The 16,990-nt window shown below is 36.5% G+C and carries 15 protein-coding genes and 1 riboswitch; of the genes, 12 read left to right on the top strand and 3 right to left on the bottom strand.

All coding sequences use genetic code 11. From position 1 onward, the window contains the following. Positions 1–616 precede the first annotated feature (616 nt). The 6 genes from QNH43_RS18895 to QNH43_RS18870 all read left to right on the top strand — a co-directional run bounded on the left by QNH43_RS18895 (position 617) and on the right by QNH43_RS18870 (position 6,678). A complete protein-coding gene (locus QNH43_RS18895; protein ID WP_283915248.1) occupies positions 617–2,554 on the top strand; it encodes an asparagine synthase-related protein in 1,938 nt (645 codons plus the stop codon). A gap of 78 nt (positions 2,555–2,632) precedes the next feature. Further along, complete coding sequence (locus QNH43_RS18890) at positions 2,633–2,758, top strand: paeninodin family lasso peptide (RefSeq protein ID WP_141521422.1); 126 nt, start codon at positions 2,633–2,635, stop codon at positions 2,756–2,758. Between the two features lie 99 nt (positions 2,759–2,857). Further along, positions 2,858–3,796 (top strand): phosphoenolpyruvate carboxykinase (ATP), encoded by a 939-nt coding sequence (locus QNH43_RS18885; protein ID WP_283915247.1) that lies wholly within the window; start codon positions 2,858–2,860, stop codon positions 3,794–3,796. Further along, entirely contained in the window at positions 3,790–4,095 is a 306-nt protein-coding gene (locus QNH43_RS18880) for a lasso peptide biosynthesis PqqD family chaperone (RefSeq protein WP_283918399.1), read from the top strand. The genes QNH43_RS18885 and QNH43_RS18880 overlap by 7 nt, the downstream gene beginning before the upstream one ends. Before the next feature lie 31 nt (positions 4,096–4,126). Next, positions 4,127–4,609 carry a lasso peptide biosynthesis B2 protein gene (locus QNH43_RS18875; protein ID WP_283915246.1) on the top strand — a complete coding sequence of 161 codons (483 nt, stop codon included), beginning with the start codon at positions 4,127–4,129 and terminating at the stop codon, positions 4,607–4,609. Positions 4,610–4,878: 269 nt separating this feature from the next. After that, entirely contained in the window at positions 4,879–6,678 is a 1,800-nt protein-coding gene (locus QNH43_RS18870) for an ABC transporter ATP-binding protein (RefSeq protein ID WP_283915245.1), read from the top strand. 791 nt (positions 6,679–7,469) lie between these two features. Here QNH43_RS18870 and purF read toward each other — a convergent pair. Beyond that, entirely contained in the window at positions 7,470–8,840 is a 1,371-nt protein-coding gene (gene purF, locus QNH43_RS18865) for an amidophosphoribosyltransferase (protein WP_283915244.1), read from the bottom strand. A 1,224-nt stretch (positions 8,841–10,064) separates the two neighbouring features. Further along, positions 10,065–10,146, top strand: a riboswitch (cyclic di-GMP riboswitch). An 18-nt stretch (positions 10,147–10,164) separates the two neighbouring features. Here purF and QNH43_RS18860 point away from each other — a divergent pair. From QNH43_RS18860 to QNH43_RS18845, 4 genes are all read left to right on the top strand, one after another. Beyond that, positions 10,165–10,269 carry an anti-repressor SinI family protein gene (locus QNH43_RS18860; protein WP_283915243.1) on the top strand — a complete coding sequence of 35 codons (105 nt, stop codon included), beginning with the start codon at positions 10,165–10,167 and terminating at the stop codon, positions 10,267–10,269. Positions 10,270–10,777: 508 nt separating this feature from the next. Further along, the gene (locus tag QNH43_RS18855; RefSeq protein ID WP_283915242.1) at positions 10,778–10,915 is read left to right on the top strand and encodes a hypothetical protein; all 138 of its coding nucleotides are present in this window, start codon (positions 10,778–10,780) and stop codon (positions 10,913–10,915) included. Positions 10,916–11,187: 272 nt separating this feature from the next. Continuing rightward, the gene (locus QNH43_RS18850) at positions 11,188–11,319 is read left to right on the top strand and encodes a YwzD family small protein (protein ID WP_258249672.1); all 132 of its coding nucleotides are present in this window, start codon (positions 11,188–11,190) and stop codon (positions 11,317–11,319) included. A 205-nt stretch (positions 11,320–11,524) separates the two neighbouring features. Next, positions 11,525–11,983 carry a hypothetical protein gene (locus QNH43_RS18845; RefSeq protein WP_283915241.1) on the top strand — a complete coding sequence of 153 codons (459 nt, stop codon included), beginning with the start codon at positions 11,525–11,527 and terminating at the stop codon, positions 11,981–11,983. A 462-nt stretch (positions 11,984–12,445) separates the two neighbouring features. On the opposite strand, the gene QNH43_RS18840 is transcribed toward QNH43_RS18845, so the two are convergent. Continuing rightward, entirely contained in the window at positions 12,446–13,375 is a 930-nt protein-coding gene (locus tag QNH43_RS18840; RefSeq protein WP_283915240.1) for a polyisoprenyl-teichoic acid--peptidoglycan teichoic acid transferase TagU, read from the bottom strand. Positions 13,376–14,156: 781 nt separating this feature from the next. Here QNH43_RS18840 and QNH43_RS18835 point away from each other — a divergent pair. Together QNH43_RS18835 and QNH43_RS18830 are read left to right on the top strand one after the other, a co-directional pair. Then, a complete protein-coding gene (locus QNH43_RS18835) occupies positions 14,157–14,375 on the top strand; it encodes a hypothetical protein (RefSeq protein ID WP_283915239.1) in 219 nt (72 codons plus the stop codon). A 120-nt stretch (positions 14,376–14,495) separates the two neighbouring features. Beyond that, on the top strand, positions 14,496–14,867 hold the full coding sequence (locus tag QNH43_RS18830; protein ID WP_283915238.1) for a hypothetical protein: 372 nt from the start codon (positions 14,496–14,498) through the stop codon (positions 14,865–14,867). Positions 14,868–15,476: 609 nt separating this feature from the next. On the opposite strand, the gene QNH43_RS18825 is transcribed toward QNH43_RS18830, so the two are convergent. Then, the gene (locus tag QNH43_RS18825; RefSeq protein ID WP_283915237.1) at positions 15,477–16,748 is read right to left on the bottom strand and encodes a replication-associated recombination protein A; all 1,272 of its coding nucleotides are present in this window, start codon (positions 16,746–16,748) and stop codon (positions 15,477–15,479) included. Between the last annotated feature and the right edge of the window lie 242 nt (positions 16,749–16,990).

Below are 16,990 nucleotides of genomic sequence, written 5' to 3'. Positions count from 1 at the left end.
AGTTAAAATAATGTAATCCATTCATTTCTTTGAGAGTGGTAAATTTTCTTTAAAGATAATATGTAATTTTCTAAATGTACACAAGACTATTATAACTAATGTAACAGAGTATTCAGCGAAGATACATGATAAAGTAAATATTAAAATATGAAAGACTTATATCTTGAATTTATATAACTAATTGTGTCTTAAATTATTGACATAGGCTTAAATAGATGGTAATTTTAGCTTATATAATTCGTTATAGAGAACGAATTGTTCGTAAAAACAGTTAAAATGACATATGTATTAAAAAGGACGCTTTTCAGGGGAAATATGAATACAAAAACAATTAATAAGTATAAAAGTAACTAGTGTTAATATTTGTTTCTTTAGTTTTATAATCGTGGATTTGAAAATTGGAGTCTATTAGGAAGAAACAAATATTATATCGTTTATTTAGAAAGGATGAATATAATGCCTCTATTTCTAATGAAAGAAATATGGACACCTTTAAAGTTAGTTGGGGTGAAATTTTTTAAATCAGATGATAGAAGTATTTTCATTAAAGTTTTTAACCAACACCGAAGGAAGATAATGTAATTTATTTGCATAAAAAAACAAGCAGGAGGAAATCATGAGTGCTATCATTGGTATTTATCATATAAATGAAGAGCAGGTAAATCTTCAGCATGGTCATGTATTAATGACTGCTTTAGAGAAATATCCTTCCGACTCTATTCAAACCTGGCATTCAGAAAAGGTTTTTCTTGGTTGCCACGCTCAATGGATTACTCCTGAATCTGTAGGTGAACAGCTTCCGTTCCATGATTCTGAAAGGCAGTGTACAATCACAGCTGACGCTATTATTGATAATCGTGAAGAATTATTCGACAAACTACATATTAGTAAAATAGATAAAAGTATTCTAACTGATAGTCAACTTATTCTATTAAGTTATCAAAAATGGGGTGAAGAAGCTCCTAAGCATTTAATCGGTGACTTTGCATTTATGATTTGGGATCAGAAGAAAAGAAAGTTATTTGGGGCAAGAGATTTCGCAGGGAGTAGGACGCTTTATTATCACAAAAATCATGAGAAATTTGCTTTTTGTACAACTATTGAACCCCTTCTTAAATTACCATATATCGAAAAAAAACTGAATGAGCAGTGGTTAGCGGAGTTTTTAGCAATTCCAGGGATGAATGATACTGTAGATGCTTTTTCGACAGTCTATAAAAATATAGATCAAATACCTCCCTCCCATACAATATCAATAATAGAAAATAAAGTAATGCTTTCGAAATATTGTTCCGTGGTAGATAGTGAGAAATTGCACTTGAAATCAAATAACGAATACGAAGAGGCTTTTAGAGATGTTTTTCAAAGAGCAGCTACTTCGAGATTACGTACACACCGTAAAGTGGGAGCCAATTTAAGCGGTGGATTGGATTCAGGATCGGTTGTCAGCTTTACTGCAAATACCCTCCGAAACCAAAACAAAAAATTATATACCTTTAGCTCTATCCCTATTGATGAATTTGATGATTGGACCCCAAAACAACGATTAGCAGATGAGAGTCCACTTATTAAATCTACAGTTAATCATGTTGGAAATATCAATGCTAAGTATTTAAAGTTTGAAGGCCAAAGCTCATTATCAGTACTAGATGATTGGCTAGAAATAATGGAAATGCCCTATAAGTTTTTTGAAAATTCCGTCTGGGTGAAGGGGATATATGAAGAGGCTAACAAGCTTGGAATAGGAGTATTGTTAAACGGTGCAAGGGGAAATTTTTCAATTTCTTGGGGACCGACTTTTGATTACTATGCCTTATTATTAAGAAAAATGAGATGGATCCGCCTTTATCATGAAGTAAATTCTTATAGCAAAAATATGGGAGTAAAAAGATCGAGAGTAATGAAAGTGATTGGAAAAAAGGCTTATCCTTTTCATCCTAATATCAAAGCAAATAATCAAGATGATTCGCCATTATTAATTAATGATGATTTTGCTCGGAGAACTAAAGTTTTTTCTAAACTAGAGGAACAAGGAATCAATATAATGGGCGTTAATCCTACAAATATTAATGAGATTAGGAAAAATCACTTTGGTTATCTGAATATGTGGAATACAACGGGAACAAGTGGAACTAAATTATCCTTGCTGTATTCATTACAGGGACATGACCCTACGAATGATTTACGAGTTATTCAATTTTGTTTATCCCTTCCTTTGGAACAATTTGTACAGAATGGTTTAGATCGATCACTCATTAGACGATCCACAAAAGGGTATTTGCCTGATGACATTAGATTAAACCAGAAAACTCGAGGCGTTCAGGGTGCAGATACCATTGCTAGAATGCTCCCAAACTGGAATGCATTTATTGGTGAAGTGGAACAGCTTAGTCAGGATCCGATTATAGCTAATTTTTTGAATATGGGAGCAATTAAGAAGGCACTTAACAAGTTTCGCACAGAACCCCAGCCTAATGTTGCCTTTGATTCTGAATTCAGAATTTTAATGAGAGGTTTAATTGTTTATCGTTTTCTTAAAAGGCTAAGTTTATGATGATGGTTGAAAAAAGAGAATCTACCATATAGTTTAACAGAGCCTATTAAATAACCTCATTGAAGGGAGGTGACAAAAATGAAAAAAGAATGGCAAACTCCAAAATTAGAAGTACTTAACATTAACATGACTATGGGAGGTCCTGGTATAACCATCCCTGATGGTGTGCAGAATGATCCAGATGAAATGGTTCACCATAGTTAATTAAAGATTTGATTGTTTTCCCCCAGCAATAACTGCTCTTATACAATTTTTAAGGTATAAGGGCTTTGATTAATTTTTCTAGTATTTGGAGTGAAAGAGATGGTAGAGATTGTACAAAATTTAGGTTATAGAGCATTCGGATTGAACCTTTTTAGTGAAATACCCCTTCCAGAGGTACCCAGACTCGGAATTTCCAAGGACATGACCGATGTGGAAATTGAATACGGGGATTTATCAGAGCTTTGGGAGAAGCAAGTTCTTTTGCCAAAACAAAAATATGTTGTTGAGGATCATATGGTTATGTTTCAAGTTCCCGGCATTGCCATATTCAAGATTCAAGAAGGAAAGAAAATTACCGTTTCACCTATATCAAATTCTGATGAGGATCATATTCGACTATATATTCTTGGAACATGTATGGGGATTATCTTACTTCAGAAAAAAGTATTACCTTTGCATGGAAGTGCAATAGATATAAATGGGAAGGCATATGCTTTTATTGGTGATTCAGGGGCGGGGAAATCAACACTTGCTGCTGCCTTTTTAAAAGAAGGATTTCAACTTTTAAGTGATGATGTTATCCCTGTTTCTCTATCAAAAGACAATAAACCCATTATAACTCCCTCATATCCACAACAAAAACTATGGCAAGAAAGTTTACAAGCTTTTGGAATAGAAAAGAAAGATTACCAGCCTTTATTTGAAAGGGAAACAAAATTTTCTGTACCAGTTACGTCTAGTTTTTCAAATGAACCTTTACCATTAAGCTCTGTATTTGAATTAGTAAAAACAGATCATGGAGAAGTTACACTACAAAAAATAAATCAACTAGAACGTTTCCGAACTTTATTCTCTCATACATACCGTAATTTTTTAGTCCCACGATTAGGCTTAATGGAATGGCATTTTATGGAGTCGGTAAATATTTTAAATAAAATCCATATGTATCAATTGCATCGGCCTAACACAGGATTTACAGTCAATAATCTTGTATCTCAAATATTAGAAAATATAAACGAGGAGGATTCTTTATTTTGAAAAAACAACAAATTACGTTAGAAAAAACGATTGTACAAAGAGAGGGTAACATTGTTAGTGATATGGGTGGAGAAAAAGTGATGTTAAGTGTTCAAAAAGGAAAGTATTATAATTTAGGTGAATTGGGTGGAGAGATATGGGATCTACTGAAGGAGCCCATTACGATTCATGAGTTAGTTACAACATTACAGTCTCAATATGATGTAGAACAAACTGAGTGTAAGGAACAAGTCACGGACTTTATAAATCAATTGTTAGAGCAAGGCCTAGTTAAAATAGAAGATAGAATCAATTCCTAGTATCATGAATGTCTAGCTCTAGGAGGAAATAATGAATATCACAAAGAAAGCTCGTAATTTTCTTCAATTGAATTATAAAACTAAGCTGCTGCTTATTGAGGCATTTTTACATTTAGGTAGAGCCCGTTTTCTTAAGAGCATTTCATTTTCAAAAGTTGCTCCTTCACTTGGTGAACAAATGAAAGAGACCTCATATATCTCCAATTCATCGGATAAAGAGGTTTTAGCCAGTATATCGCGAGCTATTCATATTATGAGTCGCTATACTTTTTGGGAAAGCCAATGCCTTGTAAAAGCAATGGCTGGAATGAAAATGCTGGAGAAAAGAAATATTGATAGTACTCTTTATTTAGGTACAGCTAAAGATGAGAATGGAGAACTCATTGCACATGCTTGGCTACGTAGCGGTCCTTTTTATATAACCGGTGCTGAAGTGATGGATAGGTTCACGGTCGTTTCTAAATTCGCTAAAGAGAACAGTAATGAAAATCTAGAAGAACAAGAATCTAGTTAACGTTCTCGATCCATATTATAACAGGGGGAACGTTTAACACGATTTCCTCCAGAAACGATTGTTTATAAGTATATATCGAAACAAATCCCTAGTTCTTCGAATCACCAACCCCATTCGTTTTCTATTATATCAATTAGGTAGAAGTTCTTATAAACCTACAATGTGCCCCAATACCTTTCCTTCAAATGTCGTAACTCAGCATATTACAAAATGCTATATAGACATTCGGGATAACAAAGAAACAAGCTCTGTGATAGGAGGATATGGTTTTGAAGCATCTCTTGCATTTTACCAAGCGGTTACATGATTATTCGGGGAAAATTCTATATATCAATCTTATTTGTATGATTTTAATAGGTTTTTTAGAGGGTATAGGAATTTTCTTATTAATCCCGTTGATTGGATTGACCGGTATTTTAGATATTAGTACAGAGGAAGTTCCTTTTTTAAGTTGGGTTAATGAATTATTCATAGGAATTCCTGAAACGATTAGTCTTATATTGATACTGGGAGTTTACGTAATTTTAATGGTGGGACAAAGCGTTTTTAAGCGGAATCAAACCATACTAGGTGTGAAAATCCAACAAGGTTTTATTAAACATTTAAGAGATGAGGCCTATGGAAGTTTGCTTCAAGTAAATTGGGGATTTTACCTAAAAAAGAGGAAAACTGATATCACCAACATCATGACAACTGAAACCTTTAATGTGAGTGCTGGTATTAATTTATTCTTACAGTTTTTATCTTCTCTTATTTTTACGTTCATTCAAATCTGTATAGCTCTTTATTTATCAGTTACAATGACTAGTTTTATCATAGTTTTTGGATTGATTCTAATCTTCTTCTCCAGGAAATTCATCAAAAAGTCTCAGTCTTTAGGAAAAGAAAATTTTCAACTAACACAAACATATTTAGCGGGTATTACGGATCACCTTAATGGAATGAAGGATATCAAAAGTAATTCATTAGAAGATTCTCATTTGAGTTGGTTTCTTTCCTTAACTGAAAAAATGGAAAAAAACAGAATTAAGTTAACTACATTAAATACAACTTCTCAAATGATCTTCAAAGTTGTTTCTTCATTATTAATTGCGATTTTTGTGTTTTTTTCAATAAAAATGTTCATGGCCCAACCAGCACAATTAATGCTGATAATGGTTATTTTTTCAAGGTTATGGCCAAGGTTTACAAGTATCCAATCTAATTTAGAACAATTAGGATCTACTCTTCCATCTTTTAAAGCATTGTTAGATTTACAAAATGAATGTAAGGAAGCTAGAGAGTTAAATGATTCAGACTATAAAAATATTAAGCCTATTGAAATTAAACATGGGCTAGATTGTCGCCATGTTTATTTTAGGTATAATCCAAATGAAAGTACCTATGCACTTAAAAATATAAATGTACACATAACTTCAAACCGTATGACGGCTATAGTAGGACGATCAGGGGCGGGGAAAAGTACTTTAATTGACCTATTAATGGGATTAAATCAACCCGATCGGGGCGAGGTCAGTATAGATGATATTCCACTTACTAATGATCACTTATTATCACTAAGGAAATCCATAAGTTATATACCGCAGGATCCATTCCTATTTAATGCAACTATACGGGAAAATTTGATGATTATTGACCAAAATGCAAGCGATGAATCCATTTGGGAGTCTTTGGAATTTGCGGCAGCTGATGATTTTGTCAGTAGGCTTCCACAAGGTCTTGATACACTCATTGGTGATAGAGGAGTTCGACTGTCTGGAGGAGAAAGACAGCGTCTTGTATTAGCCCGGGCCATTTTACGTAAACCGTCTATCCTTGTCTTAGATGAGGCAACAAGTGCATTAGATACGGAAAATGAAGCGAAGATCCAAGCCGCTATCGAAAGATTAAAAGGAACCATGACCATTATTGTCATTGCTCATCGGTTATCGACGATTCGTAATGCGGATCAAGTATTAGTAATGGATCAGGGAGAAATTATTCAAGTCGGTGAATATAACCAACTAGCGAGTGAAAAAAGAGGGATGTTTAGCAATTTACTAGGTATCCAAATGGAATCCAGTATGTGATTCGCTAATTAAATCCGATTTGCTGACCTTTCTTTATAACATTGGGTAGACACAAAAAAATGAATTTCTTATGTGGTTTAATCAATCAAATAATGGGTATTATTATATGAATTAAATAAAGAGTAACTATTTAAAGCAATGACTCATTTCTAAAGAGCGGTTGCCCTATTGGCAAGGTTAATTAAGAAAGGATGAATTTTTTTAAAAATGCCTTTATACCAAATGAGAGAAATATGGACACCCTTAAAATTAGTTGGAGTTAAGTTTTTTAAATCCGATGATAATAGTATTTTTATCAAGGTTTTTAACCAACATCGAAGAAGGTTAAAGTAAAATGTTTTGATATTATGAGAGAACAGAACTAGAAAGTAATTATATAAATGGAAAATAAGGAATGTATGTACATGGGGAAGGCTGTTAATCAGCCTTCTTTTTTTATGAACTGTTTTCTTTATAATTTGATCCAACCGAAAAATGACAACCACAATAATAAACTGAATAATGTTCCCCACAACAGGCCCCTCACAAAATTGCTAGGTTCATTTATAATAAAATATCACTCATTGATAATGAATTTTATAAGTTAAGAAATTAAAGACACGGATAAAAAGTTATGCTCATTGGTGATCGAGGAGTTCGACGTCAGGAGGAGATGGGCAGCCTCTTGTACTTGCCCGAGCAATTAGAAAACAGTGACAAAATCCAAGGTTTAATAGTAGGAAAATGGCAGGCATCACACAGTTGTTTTTGTGTGGTGCCTGCCATCTTTATCCTACTTAAGCTGTATCACTTCAAATATTAGTTGGGTAAGCACCATTAAAACAGGCTATACAGCGGCTGCTAGTGTCTCCAAGATCCATATCTACTGCCTCTAATAACCCTTCGGTACTTAAAAAGGCTAATGAATCTGCCCCGATAACCTGTCCCATCGCTCGTTCGTGTTCGTGTTTGTTGGCAAATAGTTCTTCCTTAGTTGGCATATCCACTCCATAATAACAAGGGTTTCTAACCATAGGTGAACTAATTCTTACATGGACTTCCTTGGCACCTGCTTGCCGAATCAATTCGACAATGCGCTTGCTTGTCGTTCCCCTAACAATTGAATCATCGACTAATACGACCCTTTTTCCTTCCAAAATTTCTTGCACAGCGCTTAATTTCAGTCGAACAGCTAAGTCACGCAATTCTTGCGTGGGCTCAATAAATGAACGACCAGCATAAGGATTTTTAATAATCCCCATTTCATATGGAATTCCTGATTGTTGGGAAAAACCAATGGCGGCAGGTACGCTTGATTCGGGAACTGCAACGACAACATCAGCTTGTGTCGGATGTTCTTTTGACAGAATTTCACCTAATTCCTTCCGGATTGTTAAGACACTTCTTCCTTGAATAACGCTATCTGGACGGGCAAAATAGACAAATTCAAAGGAACAAAGGGAAACCTTACCTTTTTTTGCAAATCTTCCAGTTTGAATTCCATTTTCATCTATAAGAAGCCATTCACCCGGTTCAACTTCCCGCCAGAACTTAGCATCAACCGCATTTAAAGCGCATGTTTCTGAGGAGGCGATGATGGATTCACCAATTTTCCCAAGGCTAAGCGGACGTAACCCATGACGATCCAGGGCAATTAGCATTTGTTTTTCAGTCATTATAATCAAGGCAAATGACCCGTCGAGACGTTTAAGCATATCAGGTGCGCTTTCTGCGAAATGCTGTTTACTTGAACGAGCTATTAAGTGAGCAATAATTTCCGTATCGGTCGTCGTTTGAAATATGCTTCCCTGCTGTTGTAACACATCCCGTTCTATCCTTGCATTTACGAGGTTGCCATTATGAGCAACAGCCAGGTCCCCCTCGCTATATTTAAAAACGAGGGGTTGTGCGTTCTGCAGTAAACTTTCGCCAGAAGTTGAATATCGTACATGACCAATGGCCATATTTCCGCTTAGTCCATCAAGGATGTTCCGTGAAAATACTTGGGTAACTAATCCCATTCCCCTGTGATTCCTGAATGATTTCCCATCACTAGCCACAATTCCTGCACTCTCCTGACCACGGTGTTGAAGTGCATGAAGTCCGTAATAAGTTAATTCGGCTGCTTTGGTGTGATTAAACACTCCAAATACCCCGCATTTCTCCTGCATTTCTGAATCCATTTTTCTCTTCCTCCCGTTAATACCATTATTCTTATTTTTGGCAAATGGTGAATTTCTATCCTTTTTATTTACTAATCGGTAAATGGATATGGATTAAACTAATTGCAGCCATAAAACAGCTCTATGGAATAAGTAGGGATAATTGCTTAGCATTATTATCTTGGTATGAAAGACTTTTGGGTATAATGGAATATTTTGAATAAATGTATTTTGTATGATTTATAGTAAACTATATATAGTAAAGAACAGATATTAATTTATAAAAACTAGCCCATTATAAAAATAGTGAATAATACAGTTAATATTTTTGCCGATTTGACGATACTTTAATATGAAGATCAAGCAAAGGGACTTCGCAGAAAGCGCTGTCAGATAGCTGCCATCAAAAATAAGGAGAATATTTGATGACAAAAAACAAATTTATTACGTTCGAGGAAGCTTATGAAAAGAAAGAAAGAAGTAAGAAAATTTTTATTGGGTCTTATATTACTATTATTTTAATCTTGATTTCATTATTGACTTTTTTTCTTGGAAAATCATAACGTTTGTTAAATAGGGCTGAGAAATCAGGCCTTTTTATGTTAAGAAGGTGAATGAGGAAGTATACAGGGAGCTCTCCTTTTGGCGAAATGGGCAGTCTAAGGAGCTAAGAGTCTAAAACTACAAGAGATGATCTTTATTTTCAGAAGTTCTATTTAGTAATAATAATCGAAAGGTCAATTATTCAAGTCGGTGAATATAATCAACTAGCGAGTGAAAAAAGAGGGAAGTTTAGCAATTTATTAGGTATCCAAATGGAATCAAGAGTATAAATACTTGAAGTTCACGAACCAGTCAGGTTACAGCCATATTATGGTTTGTAATACTGGCTTTTTGCTTAGGGTAAATAAATTAAAACTGAATCTCTTAGTCCACTTGATTGAAAATATTATTTTTGTGGAATAGCAATTTTGAACTTGTTTATGCTATTATAAAACTACTTTTAATAAAAGAGTTTTAAAGAAAGTACGTTATACCAGTGTTTTCCTATTATAATGTCACTTTTTGATGAATGATGTTGAAAAATGACAGAAAAAAACGAATAGTATTAAGAGCTATTATTACGTTTTTAAGTATAATTAACATTAATATAGTTTTAACTAAGGGGAAATTTTTTAGGGCATCATGGTTTAAACAGGAAATTCAAGAGATTTATTAATCTTGGTTAATAATAATGTGAAATATTATTGAGAAGGGCAAACCTATTGAAAAGTAGGGACGCAAAATTACAGGTCTAAGGCTACATGAAGACGGCTGTTTTACCACAAGTTGGGTGGGATTTATCATGGAAGCTAACAATGAACGGGAAGAATGGGTTTATCTAATTTTAGAGGCTAAAAATCTAGGATTATCTATTGAAGATGTGCGGAAGTTCATAAAAGGAAAATGAAATGGAAAACGCAAATCAGGGGATAAAAATTATGTTAGAGGAGGCTGTTATACAGTCTTCTTTTTTTTGTTTTCATTAACGTAAAAAGTATCCAGAATAAAGAACATGGCGATAATAATAAAAATGCAACCTTATTGAGGGGGATTTTTATTATGGATGTACCTATTGCCTTTTTGAAGGGATTAATGTGGGGAACTTTATTTAGTGTACCGTTATGGTTGGCATTTTGCGGTTGGATAAAAATAATCATGAATTTTATAAAGTAAGCGCTTAATAATTTTAGAGTACCTAGGCAGGGTTTGACATGATCATCATAGAATTTAGTTAATGTACATAATTCGTTAGTCGTATCCCTCTACATATATAAGAAATATGACCTATCAAAAATAGTTAATAATACTTAAATGTTTTTAGTGTAGTGCCGATACTACAATATAAAGATCAAGCAAAGGGACCACGCAAAAGGCGATGTCAGATAGCTGCCATCAAAATAGAAGGAGATTATTTGATGACAAAAAATAAATTCATTACGTTCGAGGAAGTTAATGAAAAGAAACAAAGAAACAAGAAAATTTTTATTGGGACTTATATTACTATTACTTTAGTATTGATTTCATTAATGACCTATTTTATGGGACAAGCATAATATGAATTATCGAAGGGGCTGAGGAATCAGTCCTTTTTTGTTTTCTTATATCCACACGTATTTACCTAAAACTTACTAGTATTCATTCCTAAGGGATATTTCAAAAATGTTAAAATTGGGTAAATTTTTGGTTTTTAAACTAGTTTCTGCTTGCCAATCCGTACTATATATGTGATTATCAAAGATATGAGCTATATTCCTTATTTTTGAAAAAAGATTAGGACAACAGTATGAAATAGTGGCTCAATTATATATTGGAGTGGAAATTTCGAATGGATTTTTTTGATATTTTAAAAGACACTTTTGCCAAGGGTGAGTTTGGACAAGATGTTACTGTAAATGAACTTGTGGAAGAGATTAAGGAGAAATTAAGCGGGATCATAGAACAACCTGATAGTATATGATCCGTAGATACTTAGTCCCCATTTTGCTCGTTTCATGGGCGATGTCATTTTCTTTTGTTTTATCGATGGAGAAGGCGTCAATGAATCTAAGAAATCATTTCAGTTACATATACTTAAGACTTAAGGAGCGTGTCTAACAACATGCTTCTTTTTTATGGTTTTCCATTATATATATAATGAATGATAACCTGTGAGGGTGATGAGGGTGAGGGGACAAAGTAAGATTCCAATAGGTGTATTGACGGCTATTCTCATGGTTTTAGTTACAGGAGCGTGTATCATTTTTCTTTTTCCGAGCGGGTCAAAAAGCGTGGTTGAAGATTTTTATGAGTATGAAAGTGAAGCGGAGTTCGGGAAATCCTGGGATTTGTTAAGTTCTGAAATGAAGCAGCGGTTTCCGGATCGGGCAGATTATGTGCAAAATCGGTCACATGTATTTTTACAGCATATGGATGTGGAGTCCTTTCAGTATGATGTAGGCCGTTCTAAGAAAGTGAAGAACTGGAAGTTGGATAAGAGTGGAAGGCTGCATAAAACGGCCTATGAAATTCCAGTTACACAGGTCTTCAATTCTCGCTTTGGAATGTTTACTCTGGAACAAAATTGCTATGTCGTCAAAGAAAAAGGCGAATGGCGTATATTATGGGATTATCGGTTTGAATAGATTCCTCTCCTTTTTCAGGTTCAAGTTCGTTTTATTGAAAAGGGAGAGGCGATGCTCTCGTGTAATGCCGAAAAGATCTACTTCTCATGAAACATATTTCATTCTTGAACGGTCACTGATGGCTTTCAAAATAAACATTTTGTCCTGTTTGCTTAGCATAGCCCAGCTGCCTGCTTTGATTTTCATTTAAATACACTCCTTTTGTTTTGGTTTATTTATGATAGTTGATATATGTTGGTTGTGGAATTCCGGGTCCAAAGAATAATAGTGTCAAGTGATTATAGGGGCAAGGGGAAGATGGAATTTTCAGCTCATGTTTGATTATACCGTCTTTTTAGGCCTAATAAACAACAAAAATTCCAACAAATCTCTACAATTGGAGTTCGTTTTTTGTCAGAATATTGGACGGGGAAAATGAAAAAGCTGTCAGGATGCGGGTCCGGACAGCTCTTACATTTTTTCTTATTTGATGGATAATTGTTCTTTTAATTCGGATTGAACCTTTTCTTTTTCTTCATCCGACACAATATAGTAGTAGATTCCGTCGATTTTCGTTCCGTTGCCGTTTATGGATGATTGGGTAATGCTTTTGCTGGCATCCCTGTAGTTCTTTTGGATGTCCATCATGTCATCAAACGTCAAATTAGTCTGGATATTATTACCGAGTGCATCGAAGACTTCATCGTATTTCGTCAGGGAGGAAAGGCTTGCGCCTTCTTTGATGACCGCTTCGATGATGGCACGTTGTCTGGATTGACGCCCAAAATCACCACTTGGATCATCATGTCTCATTCTTGAATAGGCAAGGGCTTCTTTCCCGGTAAGAGTTTGCGTTCCTTTTGCAAAATGAATGCCATCGGAGGTGAAGTCCAAATCGTTTTGCACGGTCACACCGCCGACTGCGTCAACGATATCCTTGAAGCCTTCCATATTGATCTTCATATAATAGTCGATTGGGATATCAAGGAAGTTTTCAACGGTATCCATGGACATTTTCGCGCCGCCGAAGGCAAATGCATGGTTGATTTTATCCTGTGTCCCATGACCGATGATCTCGGTCCGTGTATCACGGGGAATGCTTAGCATTTTGACCGATTTCTTTTGTGGATTGACTGTCAAGACGATCATTGTATCTGAACGGCCTTTGTCGCCATCACGTTCATCGACGCCAAGCATGAGCATCGAGAATGGCTCCTGATCTGATAGTGCAAGGTCTTTCGTTCGTTTATCCGTGTTACGGTCTATTGGTGTATGCATCGTGTCAACGGTTTTTGTCAGTGAATTCCATACGGAGTAGGCAAAAGCTCCCCCGGCTAATATGAAAAGTAGGACAATTATCCCGACTATCTTCAGCCATGTCCGTTTCTTTTTCTTCTTTTTTTCATGTCTCATATTTTACTTCCTTCCTCTTTTTCTGACCACTTCATCTATTATATTTAATTTCGTAGTAAAAGAATAGTATATTTTACTATTTTATAATACCTTTTACATATTTTGGTGTGCTATTTGCTAGTAACTAGAACAAATCTGAGGGTGTAGGAAGTTAGATTCATTAAAAGTTTAATATAGTGACTGATTGGGAAATCTACACTTTTTTCGTTGTTGGGTGTGTAATTTGGCCTAGTGTTTATTTTTTTGTTTACTTCCAGATATTTAGAGATTGCAAGTCTTTTTATAATCATGATCTTACAGCCATTTATTATATTCTCTTTGATTTTCAAATGTTTGAATTATGAAGGGTGATGCAATTGTGGATGTACAATCCCCAGTCTGCTGCGATGTTGCTTGAAAGCATGTTTATGATGTTTTTATGAGGAGTGTTTCATGAACTCGAAAGGATTCAACGACTGTTTATGTCATTTCAGTTTATAGGAATGGCTTTGTTGAAAAATTGGGTGGGCCATACAATGGTATATCAGAAACTGGAATATATGTAGGCTGTACCGGCTTTTAGCGGTTCGTCATTAAGATTCCGAGGTTATTTTTTTGCAAGGAGAAAAGTTTTTGAATCTAATGAATTTGACCGTCAAAATGGATTTGCCAAATTTTTCAAAAAGGATGGAGTGTTACTTTAAAATGGGTGATAAGGAAAGTCCCTATTAGAAAGAAGGCGCATATATATGCAGTACGGATATCCCTAAAGAATAAATGAATATTGGAGGCTAAGGAATAAATGGAATATTCAACGGAAAGTTCAGCATACGAAAGCGATTTAACGGAAAGCCCAACAAACGAGAGTGAATCAGCGGAAAGCTCATCGTACGAAAGTGAATCAACCGAAAGTGAATCAGCGGAAAGCTCAGCGGACGATGATGAATCAACGGAAAGCTCAGCGGACGAGGATGAATCAGCGGAAAGCTCAGCGGACGAGAGTGAATCAGCGGAAGGCTAATCGGATTTAATAAATATTTAAATTAGAAGATTACTTTAAAATGGGTGATAAGTAAAGTCCCTATTAGATATGCAATGCGGATATCCCTAAGGATAATAAATATTGGAGGTTAAAGAACAAATGGAACATTCAACGGAAAGTTCAGCGTACGAAAGTGATACGACGGAAAGCTCAACATACGAGTCTGAATTAACGGAGAGCTCATCGTACGAAAGCAGCTCAACGGAGAGCTCATCAGATGAAAGCAGTTTAACAGAAAGCTCATCGGATGAAAGCAGCTCAGTGGAAAGTTCATCAGATGAAAGTAGCTCAACGGAAAGTTCGGCAGATGAAGGGGGTTCAACTGAAATCCTTACCGAAGCCGCAGAAGAAACTGAAAATTCAACTGAGGCTGAAGAGAATGGCACTCCCCGTCGTGTGAATGTATTTAAGAAAATGTGGCTGGAAAATATGATTAAAGCTTCGAAGGGTATCTATAAAGACGAAGATTGACCACACAGGTACAGCAACTAAAAAGTTGTTGTGCCTTCTTATGAAAAGGGACATGCCGGTATCAGTGGTAATTGACATATTCTCTTACCAAGTACGTGCATGCAATAATCAGAATTTAAATGCTGTAAAAATGATCGGGCTACAACCATATATTGAAATGTTGTTTCTGCCCTTGATTAAACCTTACAGATAATTTCCGGGAAAAATTGGCCAAGCAAGGCGATTCAAAGGGATTTTAGCTTAAGTGTTCCGGTTTCTTAGAAAGGACTAGCCGGAGCGTTTGAGTGACATTTGTACATACTGATTGTGGATGATTTTGGCGATATAAGTTGTTTTTACGGTCACCAATTGATATCTAAATTTATTGGTCAATATAAATAGAACTCTCTGGAATTATTCATCTAGTTGGGATTTTAATAGAAGTAAGTTTCGAAATGATGTTCGAAAAGGAGAAATGTGCTGAAGTGGAATGCAGCTGTACACTTTTCGGTGAAAGTTGGCATCATGGAGAAGGTGAATGCTCAAGGGGAGGCGGATTTTTGGCAACATGAGGCATGTTAAAAGATTTCATTTTCCACAAAAAACCTCCGAATCTGAAGTGATCCGGAGTTATTTTTTCTTCTCGATATTTTCATAGACCGAGGCAAGGGCTTGTTCAAATTTCCCGCTCTTTTTCGGTTTGTAATATTTTTTGCTGCGCAGTTTGTCCGGTAAGTATTGTTGCTTCACCCAGCCATTCTCGTAGTCATGCGGATAAAGGTAGCCGATGCCTCGTCCGAGATCTGTGGCTCCTTTGTAATGGGCATCCTTAAGATGGTCCGGTACATCTCCGCTATGGCCGCTGCGAATGTCGGAAAGTGCTGCATCAATAGCGGCAATGGCCGTGTTTGATTTGGGAGATAGGCATAACTCGATCACTGAGTTGGCAAGTGGAATCCGGGCTTCAGGAAAGCCGAGTCGTTCAGCGGCTTCGACTGCAGCGAGGGCCCTGGGACCAGCCTGCGGATTGGCCAGAGCTATGTCTTCGTAAGCGATGACCACCAAGCGGCGGGCAATGCTGACAAGATCACCTGCTTCGACCAAGCGCCCCAGATAATGAAGGGCTGCATTCACATCACTTCCGCGAATGGATTTTTGGAAAGCCGAGAGAACATCATAATGGGCATCTCCATCCTTGTCATGTGAGAAGCTTTTTTTCTGCATGCATTCTTCGGCAATTTGCACATCTATATGAATGGTTCCGGATTCATCGGGTTCGGTGGAAATGACGGCGAGCTCAAGAGCGTTAAGGGCACTGCGGACATCTCCGTTCGAAGCGGTCGCGAAATGGGTAAGGGCATCAAAGCCGACATCGGTTTTATACGCACCAAGCCCCCGCTCTTCATCATGAAGTGCCCGTTCCAGGGCTTTGGTTATATCATTGGTTTCCAATGATTTGAGCTCGAAAATCTGGCACCGGCTTCTGATGGCCGGATTGATTGCATGATAGGGATTGCTGGTCGTTGCACCGATCAAGGTGATCATCCCGTTTTCAAGATAAGGCAATAGGAAGTCCTGCTTCGCCTTATCGAGCCGATGAACCTCATCAAGCAGCAGGATCACTTTCCCGGACATCTTGGCCTCGGCTGCCACGATTTCCATATCCTTTTTATTATTGGTCACCGCGTTCAGCGTCCGGAAAGCAAACTTCGTGCTTCCGGCAATCGCACTTGCAATCGATGTCTTGCCAATTCCCGGCGGACCATACAGGATCATGGAAGAAAGCTGTTTGGCTTTCACCATCCTTGCGATAATTTTTCCTTCACCGACCAGATGCTCCTGCCCGATGATCTCATCAATCGATCGAGGCCGCATCCGGAAAGCAAGCGGTTTTATATTCATTGCGCACCTCTCCTTTTTATATAAGGTATCACAACTGATGGGGGAAATGCGCTGATTATGCTGTAAAAGAAGTCGAATTCGATCATCGTAGTTCCTTGGGGGATTTAATTTGTGCTGTATGGTTGATAAATCGGCCTGCCGGCGGAATGATCCGACCTCTCTTTCTATGGGAGAATTTAATAGATGAACTCTGCTATTAGTGGCCGAAATGGGCCGTAGGTTTATTATGCATGAAACTTGTG

It is taken from the genome of Peribacillus simplex (assembly GCF_030123325.1).
Classification (GTDB): domain Bacteria; phylum Bacillota; class Bacilli; order Bacillales; family DSM-1321; genus Peribacillus; species Peribacillus simplex_D.
The sequence above is the reverse complement of the archived record's forward strand: the minus strand, read 5'-3'. Positions and strand labels throughout refer to the sequence as shown.

Bases quoted from the DNA above. Each gene is read 5' to 3' on its own strand.
- QNH43_RS18895 (WP_283915248.1), top strand. From the start codon at position 617: ATGAGTGCTATCATTGGTATTTATCATATAAATGAAGAGCAGGTAAAT.
- QNH43_RS18890 (WP_141521422.1), top strand. From the start codon at position 2,633: ATGAAAAAAGAATGGCAAACTCCAAAATTAGAAGTACTTAACATTAAC.
- QNH43_RS18885 (WP_283915247.1), top strand. From the start codon at position 2,858: ATGGTAGAGATTGTACAAAATTTAGGTTATAGAGCATTCGGATTGAAC.
- QNH43_RS18875 (WP_283915246.1), top strand. From the start codon at position 4,127: ATGAATATCACAAAGAAAGCTCGTAATTTTCTTCAATTGAATTATAAA.
- purF (WP_283915244.1), bottom strand. From the start codon at position 8,840: ATGGATTCAGAAATGCAGGAGAAATGCGGGGTATTTGGAGTGTTTAAT.
- QNH43_RS18860 (WP_283915243.1), top strand. From the start codon at position 10,165: ATGGAAGCTAACAATGAACGGGAAGAATGGGTTTATCTAATTTTAGAG.
- QNH43_RS18855 (WP_283915242.1), top strand. From the start codon at position 10,778: ATGACAAAAAATAAATTCATTACGTTCGAGGAAGTTAATGAAAAGAAA.
- QNH43_RS18850 (WP_258249672.1), top strand. From the start codon at position 11,188: ATGGATTTTTTTGATATTTTAAAAGACACTTTTGCCAAGGGTGAGTTT.
- QNH43_RS18840 (WP_283915240.1), bottom strand. From the start codon at position 13,375: ATGAGACATGAAAAAAAGAAGAAAAAGAAACGGACATGGCTGAAGATA.
- QNH43_RS18835 (WP_283915239.1), top strand. From the start codon at position 14,157: ATGGAATATTCAACGGAAAGTTCAGCATACGAAAGCGATTTAACGGAA.
- QNH43_RS18830 (WP_283915238.1), top strand. From the start codon at position 14,496: ATGGAACATTCAACGGAAAGTTCAGCGTACGAAAGTGATACGACGGAA.
- QNH43_RS18825 (WP_283915237.1), bottom strand. From the start codon at position 16,748: ATGAATATAAAACCGCTTGCTTTCCGGATGCGGCCTCGATCGATTGAT.